The organism is Streptococcus periodonticum (assembly GCF_003963555.1).
In the GTDB taxonomy this organism is placed as follows: Bacteria; Bacillota; Bacilli; order Lactobacillales; family Streptococcaceae; genus Streptococcus; species Streptococcus anginosus.
Genome location: NZ_CP034543.1, coordinates 1,808,790 through 1,826,891 on the forward strand (window position 1 = coordinate 1,808,790; position 18,102 = coordinate 1,826,891).

At 38.1% G+C, this 18,102-nt stretch carries 13 protein-coding genes; 7 read left to right on the plus strand and 6 right to left on the minus strand.

Features of this window, described 5'->3' with window-relative positions:
* Positions 1–65 precede the first annotated feature (65 nt).
* Both mutS and argR read right to left on the minus strand, forming a co-directional pair.
* On the minus strand, positions 66–2,624 hold the full coding sequence (mutS, locus tag EHW89_RS08900; RefSeq protein ID WP_126467916.1) for a DNA mismatch repair protein MutS: 2,559 nt from the start codon (positions 2,622–2,624) through the stop codon (positions 66–68).
* A gap of 162 nt (positions 2,625–2,786) precedes the next feature.
* Positions 2,787–3,227 (minus strand): arginine repressor, encoded by a 441-nt coding sequence (gene argR / locus EHW89_RS08905; protein WP_126467918.1) that lies wholly within the window; start codon positions 3,225–3,227, stop codon positions 2,787–2,789.
* 103 nt (positions 3,228–3,330) lie between these two features.
* On the opposite strand from argR, the gene argS reads away from it, so the two are divergent.
* Entirely contained in the window at positions 3,331–5,019 is a 1,689-nt protein-coding gene (gene argS, locus EHW89_RS08910) for an arginine--tRNA ligase (protein ID WP_126467920.1), read from the plus strand.
* A gap of 54 nt (positions 5,020–5,073) precedes the next feature.
* Here argS and nrdI read toward each other — a convergent pair whose 3' ends face one another.
* From nrdI to malQ, 4 genes are all read right to left on the minus strand, one after another.
* Positions 5,074–5,529 (minus strand): class Ib ribonucleoside-diphosphate reductase assembly flavoprotein NrdI, encoded by a 456-nt coding sequence (gene nrdI, locus EHW89_RS08915; protein ID WP_003032317.1) that lies wholly within the window; start codon positions 5,527–5,529, stop codon positions 5,074–5,076.
* A gap of 75 nt (positions 5,530–5,604) precedes the next feature.
* A complete protein-coding gene (locus EHW89_RS08920; RefSeq protein ID WP_126467922.1) occupies positions 5,605–6,114 on the minus strand; it encodes an ABC transporter permease in 510 nt (169 codons plus the stop codon).
* A 158-nt stretch (positions 6,115–6,272) separates the two neighbouring features.
* A complete protein-coding gene (glgP, locus tag EHW89_RS08925; RefSeq protein WP_126467924.1) occupies positions 6,273–8,531 on the minus strand; it encodes a glycogen/starch/alpha-glucan family phosphorylase in 2,259 nt (752 codons plus the stop codon).
* A gap of 27 nt (positions 8,532–8,558) precedes the next feature.
* Positions 8,559–10,082, minus strand: coding sequence for a 4-alpha-glucanotransferase (gene malQ, locus EHW89_RS08930; RefSeq protein WP_126467926.1), 1,524 nt, complete (start codon positions 10,080–10,082; stop codon positions 8,559–8,561).
* A 329-nt stretch (positions 10,083–10,411) separates the two neighbouring features.
* Here malQ and EHW89_RS08940 point away from each other — a divergent pair, with 329 nt between their 5' ends.
* From EHW89_RS08940 to pulA, 6 genes are all read left to right on the plus strand, one after another.
* Positions 10,412–11,674, plus strand: coding sequence for an extracellular solute-binding protein (locus EHW89_RS08940; protein WP_022526079.1), 1,263 nt, complete (start codon positions 10,412–10,414; stop codon positions 11,672–11,674).
* 73 nt (positions 11,675–11,747) lie between these two features.
* Positions 11,748–13,043 carry a sugar ABC transporter permease gene (locus EHW89_RS08945; protein ID WP_125442719.1) on the plus strand — a complete coding sequence of 432 codons (1,296 nt, stop codon included), beginning with the start codon at positions 11,748–11,750 and terminating at the stop codon, positions 13,041–13,043.
* A gap of 1 nt (position 13,044) precedes the next feature.
* Positions 13,045–13,887, plus strand: coding sequence for a sugar ABC transporter permease (locus tag EHW89_RS08950; RefSeq protein WP_003026676.1), 843 nt, complete (start codon positions 13,045–13,047; stop codon positions 13,885–13,887).
* 215 nt (positions 13,888–14,102) lie between these two features.
* Positions 14,103–14,915, plus strand: coding sequence for a DUF1189 domain-containing protein (locus EHW89_RS08955; protein ID WP_126467928.1), 813 nt, complete (start codon positions 14,103–14,105; stop codon positions 14,913–14,915).
* A 10-nt stretch (positions 14,916–14,925) separates the two neighbouring features.
* Positions 14,926–15,912: a LacI family DNA-binding transcriptional regulator gene (locus EHW89_RS08960; RefSeq protein ID WP_022526082.1), complete on the plus strand. Its 987-nt coding sequence runs from the start codon at positions 14,926–14,928 to the stop codon at positions 15,910–15,912.
* A gap of 13 nt (positions 15,913–15,925) precedes the next feature.
* Entirely contained in the window at positions 15,926–18,007 is a 2,082-nt protein-coding gene (gene pulA, locus EHW89_RS08965; RefSeq protein ID WP_126467930.1) for a type I pullulanase, read from the plus strand.
* Positions 18,008–18,102: the final 95 nt, after the last annotated feature.

Here is an 18,102-nt window from a genome sequence, read left to right on the forward strand (position 1 = left end):
ATTCTGGTATGACATTTCAGCAAATTAAGCTGTTAGCCAGTCACATCCACTATAGCTTCAACATTTTAAAGTTTCTTCTTTATCTCTGCCACAGCCAACATCACTTCCATTGGGGTCATATTATAAATGTCCAACTGGCGCAACTCGTCTAAAATAGGTGATTCGGTTGCTTCTGTAAATAAAGACATCTGCTCAGCTACTTGATTTTCCTTGCCATCACTAGCTTCCTTATTAAAATGATTGAGAGATGACTTCTCATTTGCTTGATCTTCTAATCGTGTTAGTATCTGGTCTGCTCTCATCAGCAAATCATTTGGTAAACCTGCAATTTTTGCTACATGAATCCCATAAGATTTATCAGCAGGTCCAGCTTCAATCTTATGAAGGAAGGTCACTTGACCATCTTTCTCCATGGTTGCTACATGGACATTTTCTAGTTGTGTCAAGCTAGTTGACAGCTCTGTCAACTCATGATAGTGAGTCGCAAAAAGTGTCTTGGCTCCTGTCTGATTGTGAATATACTCAATAATAGCTTGAGCAAGCGCCATGCCATCATAGGTCGCTGTTCCTCTTCCTAACTCATCAAAAAGAATAAGTGAATTTTCTGTTGCTTGAGAAATAGCATGGTTCGCTTCCATCATTTCAATCATAAAGGTTGATTGTCCAGAAACCAAGTCATCAGCTGCACCAATTCGAGTAAAGATTGCATCAAAAATCGGCAATTGAGCGCTTTCAGCTGAAACATAAGAGCCCATTTGAGCCATAATAACAATAATCGCTAATTGACGCATATAGGTTGACTTCCCACTCATATTTGGACCTGTAATTAGCTGAACGTTGACATTTTCATCCATTGAAATGCTGTTAGGAATATAGGTTTGTGCACCCATAACTTTTTCTACGACCGCATGCCGCCCTTTATCAATTTGGATAGAGCGCTGCTCAATAAATTCTGGTCTCACAAAATGTTGCTTTTCTGCTACAGCTGCAAAGCTTTGCAGCACATCAACCGTTGCCAGAGTTTGCGCCAAGGATTGCAGGCGTTTGATATATTTACCAGCTTCCTCACGAATGCGCATAAAAATCTCGTATTCCAAATTAGCTGATTTTTCACGCGCTTCCAACATCTCCCCTTCAATACGAGCCAGTTCTTCCGTACCAAAACGCTCTGAATTTTTCAGAGTTGCCTTGCGGAAAAAATGACTGGGAACGTGTTCAAGCTGGGAATTTGTGACATGAAAATAATAACCATCTTTTTTATTGTAATCAATCTTCAGGTTGTTAATTCCACTAGCTTCTCTTTCTTTCGCCTCAATATCTGCAATCCAGCTCGTTCCATCTCGCATGACTACTCGATACTTGTCCAAGGTTTCATCAAAACCTGTTTTAATAATATTACCCTCTGTAATGACATTTGAAGCATCCGGCGAAATTGCTGACTGAATCAAGGCCGCCAATTCAGGAATTTCATCCAATTTGGCAATCAAATCTTCCAAAACTGCGCTGTTAATTCCTTTTAAGATTCCCTTAATTTGTGGTACATGACTCAATGTCGCAGCAAGTTGTAATAAATCTTTCGGATTGGTCTTGCCAAACGAAACCCGACTGGCTAAACGCTCAATATCATACACTCCTTTGAGAGTGTCTGATAAGTCACTGCGCTCAAAGAAATGATCTAAAAAGACTTGCACTACATCCTGCCGCTTGACGATTCGCTCTTTATCAATCAACGGACGTTGAATCCACGCTCTCAACAATCGCGTTCCCATAGCTGTCTTAGTCTCATCCATCAGCCAATACAGACTACCGTGCTTCTTTCCTGTCCGAGCATTCTCTGTTAAATCCAGACTTGCCATAGTTGAGTAGTCCATCTGCAAGAAATCTTTGATTTCATAATGATGAACTTGTTTCAAATGACTAAGCTCACGTAGCTGCGTTTTATGAACATACTGTAATAACTTTCCAGCTACTTGGTGCTCTAGCGGTGACAAGTCCTTTCCTAGTAGCTGAACATCATCAAATGTAGTTTCTACTTGCGATAAAAGGAGATTCATTTGAATCTCCAATACTTGGCGCTCCATTTCAGGCAATTCATACCCTAAGACCACTTCACGCGCTCGCAAGTTTCGGATTTCTCCACAGACCATGTTAAAGTCACTAAGACTTGTGACCTGAAATTCACCCGTTCCCACATCCATATAAGCCAGCCCATATATACCTGACAGCTTATCCAAAGCCACTAAAAAGTTATTCTGACTGTCTGGTTTTGAAGAATCAACTACTGTCCCCGGCGTAATCACCTGTACTACTTCGCGTTTGACTACTCCAACCGCTTTTTTAGGATCTTCCATTTGCTCTGCAATCGCAACTTTATAGCCTGCTTCAATTAAAACATCAATATACTGTTGCACCGAATGGTAGGGAACTCCTGCCATCGGGATTGGATTTTCCGAATTTTTATTACGGCTAGTCAGAGCAATTTCTAAAATCTGTGCTGCATTGATCGCATCTTCATAGAATAATTCATAAAAATCTCCCATACGAAATAGCAAAAAAGCATCTGGATAATCTTTTTTTATATCTAAATACTGTTGCATTCCCGGAGATAGTTTTTCTTTTGTCATTCTCAGCCTTTCCGTTTATTAAATAGCAATGAGAGTCGGACAGAAATTAAATATTTCGGAGACACTTGATTTCGTCATCCCACTCACACTACATCTTGTCATTAGAACTATATAAATAAAGGAAGCTGAGCGCTTCTATCTCAGCTCCATCATCTTCTCCTCTTAATGCATTTTCTCAAGGAGCTGCTCTTCCATTTGTTTTGCAGCTGCTGTATCACGACAGATCACTAAAAGCGTGTTAGCCCCTGCTACCGTTCCTAAAATCAGCTCGCCTTTATTAGCATCCACAAAGTTAGCCAGAATAGAAGCATCTCCTAAGCGAGTATGAAGAACCAAGGAAAATTCAGCCCGAGAAACACCCTCTACATGATAAGACAAGAATTCAACCAAATCGATTTTATTTGTTTCATCTGCTAAAACATAATAAACTTCATTGTTTTTCTTGGCTTTCGTCAATCCAATTTCACGTAAGTCCCGAGAGAGGGTTGTCTGTGTTACAACGATGCCTTGTGCCTTTAAACGATCCTGAATATCTTTCTGTGTACTCAGTTTTTCTTCCTTAATCATTCGCTTAATTAGTTTATGACGTTCACTCTTTTTCATTTTATCCTCAATAATGTATATTTATACTCAAAATTATACCAAAAAAATTGAAGATTCGTCAAAAAATATGTTAAAATACTAGTAAAAGACCAAAGGAGAAACCATGGATAATAAACAATTGATTGCAAGTGAATTGGCTAAGGTCGTTGACAGCTTAGACCAAGACGCTATTTTAAATTTACTAGAAAAACCCAAAAGCTCAGATTTAGGTGATATCGCTTTTCCTGCCTTTTCTTTAGCGAAAGTAGAACGAAAAGCGCCTCAAGCGATTGCAGCAGATATTGCAGAAAAAATTGACTCAACAAACTTTGAAAAAGTAGTGGCAACTGGTCCTTATGTTAATTTCTTCCTTGATAAATCAAAAATTTCAGCTCAAGTTATCAAAGAAATTGTAAAAGAAGGAAATAACTATGGGCAGCAAAATGAAGGAAATGGAGAAAATATCACCATTGACCTCTCCAGTCCAAACATTGCAAAACCATTTTCAGTTGGTCATTTGCGCTCAACTGTTATCGGTGATGCCCTTTCTAATATCTTCCGTAAATTGGGTTACAACACCATTAAAATCAATCACTTAGGTGACTGGGGAAAACAATTCGGTCTTTTAATGGTGGCCTATAAAAAATGGGGTAGCAAAGAAGCCGTCGAAGCAAATCCAATTGATGAATTGCTGAAACTGTACGTTCGTATCAATGCGGAAATCGAAACAGATCCTGAGCTTGATGATGAAGGTCGCCTCTGGTTCAAAAAATTAGAAGACGGTGATCCTGAAGCTACTGAATTGTGGCAATGGTTCCGCGACGAAAGTCTGAAAGAATTTAACCGTATCTACAAATTGCTTGGCGTTGAATTCGATAGTCTAGCTGGTGAAGCCTTCTATAATGACAAGATGGACGAAGGTATCAAAATCCTTGAAGAAAAAGGATTGTTGGAAGAGTCTAAAGGAGCTAGCATTGTCAACCTTGATGATGTTAATCTGCCACCAGCTATGATTAAGAAATCTGACGGAGCAACACTTTACATTACACGTGATATTGCGACAGCTATGTACCGTGCTCGCACTTACAACTTCGTTAAAAACATTTATGCTGTAGGTCAAGAACAAGCTAATCACTTTAGACAATTAAAAGCCGTTTTGAAGAAGATGGGATTTGACTGGAGCGATGATATGATTCATGTAGACTTTGGCTTGGTAACAAAGAACCGCCAAAAATTGTCTACACGTAAAGGAAATATCATCCTTCTTGAGCCAACCCTTCAAGAAGCTATCAATCGTGCTCAGTCACAAATTGAAGCCAAAAATCCTGACCTTGAAAACAAAGAAGCTGTTGCTCGTGCCGTCGGGGTAGGAGCTGTTAAATTCTACGATTTAAAAACAGACCGTCGCAACGGTTACGACTTTGATTTGGAAGCCATGGTATCCTTTGAAGGAGAAACAGCTCCATACATCCAATACGCTTATGCACGTATCCAATCAATCCTTCGCAAGGCTGACTTCAAGCCAAGTGCTGAAGCAACATACAGCCTAGATGATGCTGAAAGTTGGGAAATCATTAAACTGCTACAAGATTTTGCCCGTGTTGTCAAACGTGCAGCTGACAATTATGACCCATCACTCATTGCAAAATATGCGATCAGTCTTGCACAAGCATTTAACAAATTCTACGCACACACTCGTATCTTGGACGAAAGCCCTGAACGTGACAGCCGTCTGGCTCTCAGCTACGCAACAGCTGTTGTTCTAAAAGAATCTCTTCGTCTTCTCGGCGTTGATACTCCAGAAAAAATGTAATTTTCTAACCCTATCAAAAAATCCTATCGGTATTTACAACGATAGGATTTTTTATTACATTCCGTATAATTCTTCAATTTTCAGACCAATTCGTTTGACATCTTCATTCAAGCCACGAAGTTCAAATGTGTCCAAGACTGGAAAGCCAAATCGCTCTGCATACTGCTTAGCTGTTAAACAATATTGGTTGTTAAAATTACGATTACCACTACCAACAATGCCAAAACAGCGCTTGTAATTCTCTTCAAAAGCGATAAAGTCACCTAAATCATTGGTAAGAATCTCTACATCTCCATTATCCAAACCATTTCCACCTTCTAAGTAGGTTGGTAAAAAGGCTACAAAGGGCTGAGACATGGCGTAAAATGGTCGCTCCTCTTTCACCATATCTTTTATATCCACCTGCTCAATCTCAACATTTTCATGTCGCTCTTGCAAAAAAGTGGACAAACGTTTGATAAAACTCGCTGTGTTCCCACTTAAGCTAATATAAACCAAGGAAATCTTCATATTTTCTCACTTTCTAAAAATAAAACACATCTATCATTCTCTTAAAATTTTAAGCTGATAGATATGTTTTGTCAACTATTGTAATTCTTCTTTTGCTAAGTCTTGTTGCTGCCGTTTCATCTTGAAAAAGACAATAACAAGAAAAAGAATATTAAATGCAAAATAAATAATAGTCAAAACTCTTGTCGATGAGATTGCTGTGGCACGCATCGTTTGATCTTTATAAAGATTGTTGAGTGGCATACCACCGATATAATTGTAAATTGTCCCAATAATTCCTAATAGCACATAAGCAATATAGGCAAAATTAGCGTATAGAATGTTTTTCTTGACGATAAACACAATGGCAGCAATCAACAGTAGAATGGAAAGGATAACTAATATTTTATGCGGAATATTATGAAGAAAGACAAGACTTCTTTCAGTTACTTCCACGATTTGCTTCACAACCGTTTCAGACAATCCTTTATAAGAACTTGTATTCGTTATTTTTTCACTGCCAAAAAAGGTTCCTACAAATGTAAAAGATGATAGAATGGCTGATAGTGTTAGCAAGACATATAGATAAATTGGTCGTTTTTTCACAATAATCCTCCTCGTTGTGAAAAAGTTTTCAGTTTTATTTATTATAACGTAAGCAGTCAAAAATGGCAACAAAAATAAACAAAAGTTTCACCAGTGTCCTTTATTTTTTCAATCAAAAACCCCTCAACTACCAATCAAGGGGCCTATTTGCTATTGAACTAGTTCAAATGCCAAATTTCATCGTTATATTGAGCAATCGTACGGTCAGCAGAGAAGAAACCTGCTTTTGCAATATTGACAAGAACTTTTTCAAGCCAGACATCACGGTCTTCATAATCCGCAAACATGCGTTCTTTTGTTTCGATATAGTCTTCCAAGTCAAGAAGCGTCATGAACCAGTCTTTGTTGATCAATTCATTGTAAAGTCGTTCCAAGCGCTCTTTCTTACCAACTGCAAGAACAGCATCACTGACAATGAAATCAACCAGCGGTTTGATTGCTTTACGAGCATAGAATTCACTTGACTTATAAGCTTCTTTGGCATACAAATCAATAACTGTTTCAGAATCTTCACCGAAGATATAAATGTTGTCATCGCCGACTAATTCATGAATTTCAACATTTGCCCCGTCTGAAGTACCAAGCGTTAAAGCACCATTTAGCATGAATTTCATGTTACCAGTACCTGAAGCTTCTTTAGAAGCAAGGGAGATTTGCTCAGAAATGTCACCGGCTGCAATTAAGAAGCTAGCTGCTGTTACATTGTAGTTTTCAACCATGACGACTTGCAAGTATGGAGAAACTTCTGGGTCGTTAGCAATTACTTCTGACAAGCAAAGGATTAAATGAATAATATCTTGCGCAATCGTGTATGCTGGAGCAGCTTTCCCACCAAAGAAGACTGTAATTGGACGCGCAGGAATGTTTCCAGCCTTGATATCCAAATATTTGTGAATGACATAAAGAGCATTCATTTGTTGGCGTTTGTACTCGTGAAGACGTTTGATTTGGATATCAAAGATTGATTCAGGATTGATTTCAACACCTTGGTGCTCTTTCAAGTGACGAGCTAACTTCCGTTTGTTGTGAGCTTTGATTTTTTCAAGTTCAGCTTTCACATCAGCCTTACCAGAAAATTCAAGTAAGTCTTCTAATTTTGAAGCATCATGGTGCCAATCGCGACCAATCAAGCTATCAATGTAATTTGACAAACGTGGATTTGCGTGCATGAGCCAGCGACGGAAGGTGATTCCGTTTGTTTTATTGTTGAATTTTTCTGGATAAATATCGTAAAAGGCCTTGAGTTCTGAGTTTTTCAAGATTTCTGTATGAAGAGCAGCAACCCCATTGACACTATATCCATAGTGAATGTCCATGTGAGCCATGTGTACACGATCATGTTCATCAATAATTTGAACAGCTGGATCTGCGTATTCAGCCTTCACGCGCTTATCCAATTCTTTGATAATTGGAACCAAGTGTGGAACAACTTCTTCCAAGAATTCAAGCGGCCATTTTTCAAGCGCTTCAGCAAGAATGGTATGGTTTGTATAAGCCGTCATATTCTTAACGATATTGATTGCTTCATCAAGAGAAATACCACGTTCTTTCAAAAGACGAATCATCTCTGGAATGACCATAGATGGGTGTGTATCGTTGATTTGGATAACAGCATAGTCAGCCAAGTCATGAAGATTGCTACCTTTTTCAATCGCTTCATCAATAATCAATTGTGCACCATTTGACACCATAAAGTATTGTTGGAAGATACGGAGCAATTCACCTTGCTTATTACTATCATCTGGATAAAGGAATAGAGTCAAATTACGAGCAATATCTGTCTTATCAAAGTCAATCCCATCTTCAATGATACTTGCATCTACTGAGTCAAGGTCGAACAGACGAAGACGGTTTTTAGTAGCTGTTTTATAACCAGGCACATCAATGTCATAAAGAGTTGATGTTAAAGTGAAATCAGCAAATGGTACTTGATAGCTACGGCTTGATTTTACTAACCAATTTTGCTCTGTCAACCAGAAGTTTGGTACTGTTGTTTGCTCATTATTTTTCAATACTTGTTGGAAAAGACCAAAGTGATAGTTCAGACCTACACCGTCTCCATTCAAACCAAGTGTTGCAATAGAATCAAGGAAGCAAGCAGCCAGACGTCCTAAACCACCATTACCAAGTGAAGGTTCTAATTCGACTTCTTCCACTTCAATCAAGTCTTTACCAGCGTCTGCTAATTCTTTTTTGACATCATCATAAAGGCCAAGGTTGATGAGGTTGTTTGACAACAGTTTTCCAATCAAAAATTCTGCTGAAATGTAATACAATTTCTTTTTACCAGTATTAACTGGCTTTTGTGCACTAGCCAATTTTGTATAGTTTAAAAGGGCAATATACAATTCTTCATTGCTACATTCAGCAATTCCTTTTTGATAATTTTTCTTAATATATTCTTGTAAGTTTGACATTTTTTCTCCTAGACTAGAAAACAAACACTAGAGTTCATTTTCATGATTTAATAATTTTTTATTTACACGACGATATGTTTTCGTCAAGCTATATAACTCTGCTTCAACCACAGGATTCAATTCATCTGCTGTCATACGCCAGGACCAATTTCCACCAATAGTTGATGGATAGTTCATGCGAGCTGAACCGTCTAATTCAAGTAAATCTTGCATGGTTGCAATTGCCATAAAGCTGACAGAAGCAAAGATAGTCCGTAACATAGCATGAGGTACTGTTTCATATTCCTTACGATTGGTGTATTGAGCCATATATTCACGTGTAGCATCATCAATTTCATCGCGATACCAACCAAGTACCGTGTTATTATCATGCGTACCTGTGTACATGACAGAATTGTTAGGCGCAAGATGTGGACTATCAATACTTTCAGACTCTGGATTAAAGGCGAATTGAGTGACTTTCATACCAGGGAAGCCTGTTTTTTCCCGCAAAGCAATCACTTCGTCGGTCATAAAGCCTAAGTCCTCGGCGATGATGTTTAGTTCACCCAATTCTTCCTTCACAGCTTTAAACAAAGCATAATCAGGACCTTTCACCCATTTACCAGGAGCGGCTGTATCGGATCCAGCAGGGATTTCCCAATAAGATTCAAAACCACGAAAATGATCGATACGAACCACATCGTAGATTTTGAAACTCTCACGCAAGCGTTCAATCCACCAGCTATACCCATCTTCATCCATTGCCTTCCAGTCATAAATTGGGTTTCCCCAAAGTTGACCGGTCGCAGAGAATTCATCTGGCGGACATCCTGCTACACATGTAGGCTGTCCTAATTCATCTGTTTTAAAGAAATGCGGTTGCGCCCAAACATCACAGCTATCAGCTGCCACATAGATTGGCATATCGCCAACGATTTCAATATGATGTTCGTTAGCATAATTTTTCAATTCTAACCATTGTTTGAAGAAGAGATATTGCGTAACACGATGATAGGTCAATCGATCAGCTAGCTTTTCGCGATAAGTTGCCAAGCTAGACGCTTCACGATGACGTACCGCTGCATCTGGCCATTCAGTCCAAGCTTTCAAGTCGAAATACTCTTTAATCGCCATGTATTCAACAAATACTTCAAGCCAAGACGCATTATCTGCTACAAATTTTTCATAGGCTGCTAAGTCTCCACGTTCTAAGAAACGTTTCACAGCTTTTTCCAAAACAGGCCTGCGATTGTTAAACACTTTCGCATAATCTACTTTTCTTGGATCTTGACCAAAGTCTAACCCTTCAAGATCACTTTTTACAAGCAGTCCTTCTTCAACCAGTCGATCAAAATCAATAAAATGTGTATTTCCCGCAAATGCAGAGAATGATTGGTAAGGAGAATCTCCATAACTGGTCGTGCCCAAAGGCAAAATTTGCCAGTAGCGTTGCTTTGTTCTTACCAAAAAATCCACAAAATCGTAAGCACTTTTTCCAAATGAGCCGATTCCGTATTTCCCTGGAAGAGAAGAAATATGCATGAGAACACCACTTTGACGCTCTTTCATCTTATCACCTCAATAAATTTTTCTGTTAAATTTTGCATTCATTTAACGAAAACGTTTGCGTTGATTTGATTATAACTTAATTCCGACCTGTGTGCAACCATTTTTCTAGTTTTTTTATAAAATTTTAAAATATTTTGGACAATTGAATCATTTTCTTCTATATTTTTTCAAGATTTTTGGAGTGAAAAATAAAAAATTTTCAAGATTTTTTAAAAAAGTGTTGCAACCGTTTTCTATTTGTGGTATACTTAAGCATAGTTTAAGAAAACGTTTGCGTAAACTATTTTAAATTGTTATCTTATTATTTTATTCTTTAGGAGGAATAAATCATGAAACATAAAATGTTGAAAAGTGTTGCAGTTCTTGGAACTGTAGGATTAGCTAGTTTGTTACTAGTAGCTTGCGGTAGCAAAAATAATAAATCAGCTTCTTCTGGTGATGGTAAAAACCTCACTGTTTACGTAGAAAAACAATACGAAGGCTACATGAAGAAAGCTGCTGCTGCTTTTGAAAAAGAAAATGGAACAAAAGTTACTATTAAAACTGGCGACCAACTTAAAGGTCTTGAAAATCTTTCACTTGACAACCAATCTGGCAAAGCTCCAGACGTTATGATGTCTCCATATGACCGCGTAGGTAGTCTCGGTTCGGACGGCCAACTTTCAGAAGTGAAACTTGACAAAGGTTCAATGACTGATGACACAACAAAAGCACTCGTAACTACAAAAGGTAAGACTTATGGCGCACCTGCTGTTATCGAAACATTAGTAATGTACTACAATAAAGACCTTGTTTCTAAAGCTCCAACTACATTTGCTGAATTAGAAGAACTGGCAAAAGACAGCAAATATGCTTTTGCTAACGAAAATGGCAAAACAACTGCTTTCCTCGCGGACTGGACAAACTTCTATTATGCTTACGGTCTGTTAGCTGGTAACGGTGGTTACGTATTTGGTAAGAACGGTACCGATCCTAAAGACATCGGTCTTGCAAATGACGGTTCTATTAAAGGTATTGAATACGCTAAATCTTGGTACGAAAAATGGCCAAAAGGAATGCAAGATACTAAAGGTGCCGCAAACTTAATTCAAACTCAATTCCAATCAGGTAAAACAGCTGCTATCATTGAAGGCCCTTGGAAAGCTGCATCATTTAAAGAAGCTAAAGTGAACTATGGTGTTGCCACTATTCCTACACTTCCAAATGGTAAAAACTATCAAACCTTTGGTGGTGGTAAAGCTTGGGTCATCCCTGCAGGATCTAAAAATGCCAAAACAGCTCAAAAATTTGTCAACTTCTTGACATCAACAGATCAACAAAAAGCTTTCTATGATGCTACAAACGAAGTACCTGCTAATACAGAAGCTCGTAAATATGCTGAAGGTAAAAATGATGAATTGACTTCAGCTGTTGTTAAACAGTTCCAATCTGCTCAACCTATGCCAAATATCTCTGAAATGAGTACTGTATGGGATCCAGCAGCAAGTATGCTCTTTGATGCTGTAAGTGGTAAAAAAGATGCTAAAACTGCTGCAAATGATGCCGTGAAATTGATTAAAGATACTATCGATCAAAAATTTGGTAAAAAATAAAACAGATTGAGGTAGGATAGAACTCGATTGGCAGCACCAGTCGAGTTCTATATTTTAGACAAAGGAGGCTCTGATGACTACACAACAACAGCCACGTAAAGCATTGCTGCTCTCCCTCATCCCAGGACTTGGGCAAATTTATAATAAACAAAAAGCAAAAGGGGCTATCTTTTTAGGAGTTACCATTTTATTTTTGATTTACTTTTTCGCCATTGCTGCTCCTGAGTTAGGAAACTTAATTACTCTCGGTGAGGTGCCTGGACGCGATAACTCTCTTTTCATGCTGATTCGTGGTGCATTCCACTTTATTCTTGTCATTGTTTATTTCATCTTTTATGCTCTCAATCTAAAAGATGCTTATACTATTGCGAAACGTTGGAATAATGATTATCCAGTTCCTACGACTTTCAAAGATATGTTAAAAGGAATTTACGCTAATGGTTTTCCTTACCTATTGATTATTCCTTCATATATTGCAATGACTTTTGCTATCATTTTCCCTGTATTGGTCACTCTTTTAATCGCCTTTACAAACTATGATTTCCAACATCTGCCTCCAACCAAGCTCTTGGATTGGGTTGGCGTGACAAACTTCACTAATATTTGGCGACTTAGCACTTTCCGCTCTGCTTTCGGAGCCGTTCTTGGTTGGACTATTATCTGGGCACTGACTGCCTCAACTGTCCAAATCGTTATTGGTATTTTTACCGCTATTATTGCAAACCAACCATTTATTAAAGGAAAACGCATTTTCGGCGTTATCTTCCTACTGCCTTGGGCTGTCCCAGCATTCATCACTATCTTAACTTTCAGTAACATGTTCAACGATAGTATCGGTGCGATCAATACCCAAGTCATTCCGCTTCTTGGTAAACTATTGCCATTCTTAAATGGACATCTGATTCCTTGGAAAACAGATCCAACCTGGACTAAAATTGCTCTAATTATGATGCAAGGTTGGCTTGGTTTCCCTTACATTTATGTATTGACACTTGGTATCTTGCAATCCATTCCAAACGATCTTTACGAAGCAGCTTACATTGATGGTGCAAATGCATGGCAAAAATTCCGCAATATCACTTTCCCAATGATTTTAGCAGTTGCTGCCCCTACACTCATCAGTCAGTATACTTTCAACTTCAACAACTTCTCTATCATGTACCTCTTTAATGATGGCGGTCCTGGTACAGTTGGTGGTGGTGCAGGTTCGACTGACATCCTCATTTCATGGATTTATCGTTTAACGACAGGTGCAGCTCCTCAATACTCAATGGCCGCTGCGGTAACACTTATCATTTCTCTTATCGTGATTTCAATCTCCATGATTGCGTTCAAGAAACTACATGCATTTGATATGAAGGATGTGTAAGATGAATAATTCTATTAAATTTAAACGCCGTTTAAACCACTTTTTAACTTATTTCTATCTAGTGGCTTTATCTATTATCATTATCTATCCTCTCTTGATTACGATTATGTCTGCTTTCAAGACAGGGAATGTCCTTGCGTTTAAGCTAGATACAGATATTAATTTTAGCCTAGAAAACTTTAGCAAGCTTTTTACTGAAACTCTTTATGGGACTTGGTACTTTAACACTTTAATCATTGCTATCTTGACAATGATTATCCAAACAAGTATAGTTGTACTAGCTGGTTACGCTTATAGTCGTTATAATTTCCTAGCTAGAAAACAAAGTCTGGTCTTCTTCTTAATCATTCAAATGGTACCAACAATGGCTGCCCTGACCGCCTTCTTCGTTATGGCTTTGATGTTAAATGCGCTCAACCACAGTTGGTTCCTCATCTTCCTTTATGTCGGCGGTGGTATCCCAATGAACGCTTGGCTCATGAAAGGGTACTTCGATACAGTGCCTATCTCACTTGATGAGTCTGCTAAATTGGACGGTGCTGGTCACTTCAGACGCTTCTGGCAAATTGTACTGCCACTCGTTCGTCCAATGATTGCTGTACAAGCTCTCTGGGCTTTCATGGGACCATTCGGAGACTACATCTTATCTAGTTTCTTACTTCGTGAAAAAGAATTCTATACAGTTGCTGTTGGTTTACAAACCTTTGTTAGTGATGTGAAGAATTTGAAGATTGCTTACTTCTCAGCAGGTGCTATCTTGATTGCTCTGCCAATCTGTATCTTATTCTTCTTCCTACAAAAGAACTTTGTATCTGGTTTAACAAGTGGTGGCGACAAGGGATAATCTTGTCCCACCCTCTTTTATTTATAGTTGTATGATAGCTAATAAACTTTGCTTTATTAGCCATTACCTGATTATAAATTTGGGAACTATATAGCACTTTACACTAATCACAATATATAGTATCTTAAAATAAGATTTTTGTAAATTTGACAACTATACTTTGTAGTTGTGTAAACAGGTATATAATTCCCATAAATTTTTAGAAAGAGTGTCTTATGCTACCTTATCCATTTAATTATTTTTCTAGTATTTACGGTTTTAAAAAGCCTTTTGCCAACCGAAAATTACTGACCTGGTGTCAATTGATTTTTACAAGCATCTTTTTAATTTCCTTATCTATGATACCAGTTGCTGTGCAAAACGCGTCTCTCAAGACTTATCCACTCACTACTTTTGTAGATGGTGTTTTTGACCCTGTTACAAAGGAAGTAATGGACGATATCACAGAGAATGCTAAAATAGAAAATCATCAATTCAGCTATGCTGGTCAGCAATCAACTCACAATAGCAAAGCAGGAACTGTCCTTCTTGGAAAAGGGAATACAGCCTTAGGAGAAAAGCTGACCCTTGCTTTTGAGCCAAAGCAATTGGTTATTAGTAAAAAAGGAAGAAAACTGGCAAACATTCAATATCAGTATATCAATCAAGCTGCTCTAAAAAATAAAAAGTCGCTCAGTGCCGCCATTTCACAAGATTGGTTTCAACAAAATCGTGTTACCGTCAGTCTATTTTTGATTCTGATTTCAGGATTTCTATTGGCATTAAACTTCTTTATTGTCCTTCTAGGTGCCACTTTTTTCCTTTACTTAACGAAAAAATCTCGTCTTTTTTCTTTTAAAACCGTCAAAGAATGCTATCATTTTGCTTTGAATTGTTTAGGTTTGCCAACATTGATTGCTGTCGCGGCAGGGTTATTGTTTGGTCAAGCCATGACCACTATGATTACCATTCAAAACATTCTGTTTGTTCTTTATCTCGTCATTATTTTCTATCGGACACATTTCCGTGATGAAAAAATGAAAAAGTAGGAGGTTTTTTATGCGAGTTACTATTAAAGAAGTTGCTAAATTGGCAGGAGTTTCGCCTTCTACCGTTACCCGTGTTGTCCAAAATAAATCCAGCATCAGCGATGAGACCAAAAAAAGAGTCCGTAAAGCTATGAAGGAATTGAATTATCATCCTAATCTTAATGCACGTAGTCTTGTTAGCAGTTACACACAAGTCATTGGTGTTGTTTTACCTGATGATTCCGATGCTTTTTATCAAAATCCATTTTTTCCTTCAGTCTTTCGCGGGATTGCTCAGGTAGCTTCTGAGTTTCACTACGCTATTCAAATTGCGACCGGGAAAAATGAAAAAGAACGCATGGAAGCTATTTCCCAAATGGTTCTAGGAAAACGTGTGGACGGACTCATTTTTCTCTATTCTCAGGAAAATGATCCATTAGTGAAAATGGTCAGCGAAGAACAATTTCCTTTCTTAATTTTAGGAAAATCTCTTTCGCCATTCATTCCTTTGGTGAACAATGACAATATTCAAGCCGGATATGATGCAACAGAATATTTTATCAAAAAAGGCTGCCGCAATATTGCTTTTATTGGTGGTAGTAAAAGGTTATTTGTGACACAAGATCGTTATAAAGGATACCAAAAAGCGCTAGAAGATTACCATTTAGAGCTTGACCCTCAAAATACAGCCTTTGCAAATGAATTTTTGGAAGATAAAGGATATCAATTTACCAAGCGCCTTCTCAGTCATGATACAAAAATTGATGCTATTATCACAACAGACAGTATGCTGGCAGAGGGAGTTTGTAATTATTTAAATGAAAATCAATTATCTGTTCCCACTCTAGCCTTTGACTCTATTAAACCCAAACTTGATTTAATAGCTTATGTAGATATTAACACATTAGAGCTAGGGCGGGTTTCGTTCAAGACTATTCTACAAATTATCAATGATACCAAAGAAAATCGACAAATTTGCTATCGCCAATTGATTCCACATCGCATTATCGAACGATAAAGAAAGGAAGTTTATGGCTTTCCGAACATTCCAAGCCTACTTAGATGACCAAAGTCTCATCACGATCGAGTTAGAAAAACAATTTTATACTGAACAATTACAATTTACAATCGAAACGGTTGATAGCACACAAACCTTACAGATAAGAACTCTGGAAGAACAAGATGACTTCGTGCAATACAGTCTTGCTCCTCTTGAGCCGTTAGATTTAACCAGTCATTATTGGATTTACGACCAAGATCGCAATAAAACCTTTTTGCAATTTCGCCATATTGTGAGAAAACCGATTTTTGACCAGACCTTTGCTTATGATGGCGATGACTTAGGAGCTCATTACACTCCTAAAGTAACGACTTTTAAACTCTGGGCTCCTATTTCCGAGCAAGTTTTGCTCCATTTACAAAATCAAGTTTATCCGATGACACTTGGTGAAAAGGGCGTTTGGCAAACAGAGGTCTCTGGAGATTTTGATGGGGCTGCTTATTACTATCTACACAAAGTGAATGGTCATTGGGTGGAAGTCCACGACCCTTATGCCCTATCTTCTGAAAGCAATTCTGGTGTTAGTTATGTTGTCAATCCAGAGAAAATTACTCGCCCAATTCACCGAGCAGCAACACAAATTCCAATAACAAAAGCTGTTATCTACGAGATGAGTGTGAGAGATTTTTCCATGCAAAAAGAAGCTGAGTTTTCTTACCCTGGGAAATTCAAGTCCCTAACAGAGTCTCCTGATTTGCAAGAACACACTTTGGGAATGGATTATGTCAAACAACTGGGCATTACTCATATCCAACTCATGCCAGTGTATGATTTTGGCAGTGTTGATGAAAACCATCCAGAACTCGTGTATAACTGGGGCTACGACCCTATGCAATACAATCTTCCTGACGGCAGCTTTGCAACAAATCCACATGATCCTTATACAAGAATCGTTGAATTGCAAGAAGCAATCGCTGCTTATCATCAAGCTGACATTAGTGTTATCATGGACGTCGTTTACAATCATGTCTACAATCCCAAAACCTATGCTTTTGAAAAAATCGTCCCAGGCTATTTCTTCCGCTATGATCACAATGCCAATTTAACAAATGGGACTTTCTGTGGGAACGACGTAGCCAGTGAACGAGCAATGGTTCGTAGCTATATTAAGCATTCCCTCAAACAATGGCTAACTCTTTATGGAATGGACGGCTTCCGCTTTGACCTCATGGGCATTCTAGATATAGAAACCATGAAGCAGATTGCAGAGGAATTGAAGTCGCTTTATCCAAACGTTTATTTGTATGGAGAAGGGTGGCGTATGAATACGGGACTCGATAGCAATCGACTTGCACATCAATTCAACGCTGACAAATTACCAAGCTATGGATTTTTCAACGATCATTTTCGCAATACAATAAAAGCAACCATTGCAGAAGGGCAACAATTATCAGAGGTTCATTCGCTAAATTCCATAGAGAATGTTCTAACTGCTAATATTGGCTTCTCAGGTACTGGTACTGAGCACTTTATCGCACCGCAACAAGCAATCAACTATGTAGAATGCCATGACGATGCAACTGCTTTTGACTATTTTGCGATTCAAAATCCAAAGATTGATTTGAAGGAACGGCTTGATAATGCCCGTCTCGCTCTGCATCTCTCCTTACTTGCACAAGGGGTGCCTTTTATTCACAGCGGGCAAGAGTTTTTCCGTAGTAAAAACCTCATGGATAATACTTATAATGCTCAAGACGCCATCAACCGTCTTGATTGGCTACGCTCAATTGAATATGAGAAAGACGTAGATTTTGTTCGCCAGTTGATCCAATTCAGAAAAGCAAATCTGCTCCTCAGTTTGGAAACAAGAACAGAAATTAAAGATTACTGTTCTGTCGAATGGCTAAGTGATTCTGTGGTCGAATATAAAATTAAAGAAAAAGAAGATCAAATCACAATCCTCATTAACTTTGGAAACGAAGCATTTAGCTATCCAAATCAGGATAAACAAGCTATTTTTATCAACTACCCAGAGATCAGCCTTGACGTTCCTCTCAATACTAACAGAGATTCCTATACTGTCCCTGCAAAACAAGTTCTCGTACTTAAATAATCGTGAGGCTGGGCAAAAACACCATTTTTAATCAGAAATAGATAATCAACGACATTATAAAAGGCTTAAAATCAAGATTTATTTAAACCAGATTC

Excerpts from the sequence above, each read along its gene's own strand:
- EHW89_RS08945 (WP_125442719.1), top strand. The coding sequence starts at position 11,748 with ATGACTACACAACAACAGCCACGTAAAGCATTGCTGCTCTCCCTCATC.
- argS (WP_126467920.1), top strand. The coding sequence starts at position 3,331 with ATGGATAATAAACAATTGATTGCAAGTGAATTGGCTAAGGTCGTTGAC.
- malQ (WP_126467926.1), bottom strand. The coding sequence starts at position 10,082 with ATGAAAGAGCGTCAAAGTGGTGTTCTCATGCATATTTCTTCTCTTCCA.
- mutS (WP_126467916.1), bottom strand. The coding sequence starts at position 2,624 with ATGACAAAAGAAAAACTATCTCCGGGAATGCAACAGTATTTAGATATA.
- EHW89_RS08950 (WP_003026676.1), top strand. The coding sequence starts at position 13,045 with ATGAATAATTCTATTAAATTTAAACGCCGTTTAAACCACTTTTTAACT.
- pulA (WP_126467930.1), top strand. The coding sequence starts at position 15,926 with ATGGCTTTCCGAACATTCCAAGCCTACTTAGATGACCAAAGTCTCATC.
- EHW89_RS08955 (WP_126467928.1), top strand. The coding sequence starts at position 14,103 with ATGCTACCTTATCCATTTAATTATTTTTCTAGTATTTACGGTTTTAAA.
- EHW89_RS08940 (WP_022526079.1), top strand. The coding sequence starts at position 10,412 with ATGAAACATAAAATGTTGAAAAGTGTTGCAGTTCTTGGAACTGTAGGA.
- argR (WP_126467918.1), bottom strand. The coding sequence starts at position 3,227 with ATGAAAAAGAGTGAACGTCATAAACTAATTAAGCGAATGATTAAGGAA.
- nrdI (WP_003032317.1), bottom strand. The coding sequence starts at position 5,529 with ATGAAGATTTCCTTGGTTTATATTAGCTTAAGTGGGAACACAGCGAGT.
- EHW89_RS08960 (WP_022526082.1), top strand. The coding sequence starts at position 14,926 with ATGCGAGTTACTATTAAAGAAGTTGCTAAATTGGCAGGAGTTTCGCCT.
- glgP (WP_126467924.1), bottom strand. The coding sequence starts at position 8,531 with ATGTCAAACTTACAAGAATATATTAAGAAAAATTATCAAAAAGGAATT.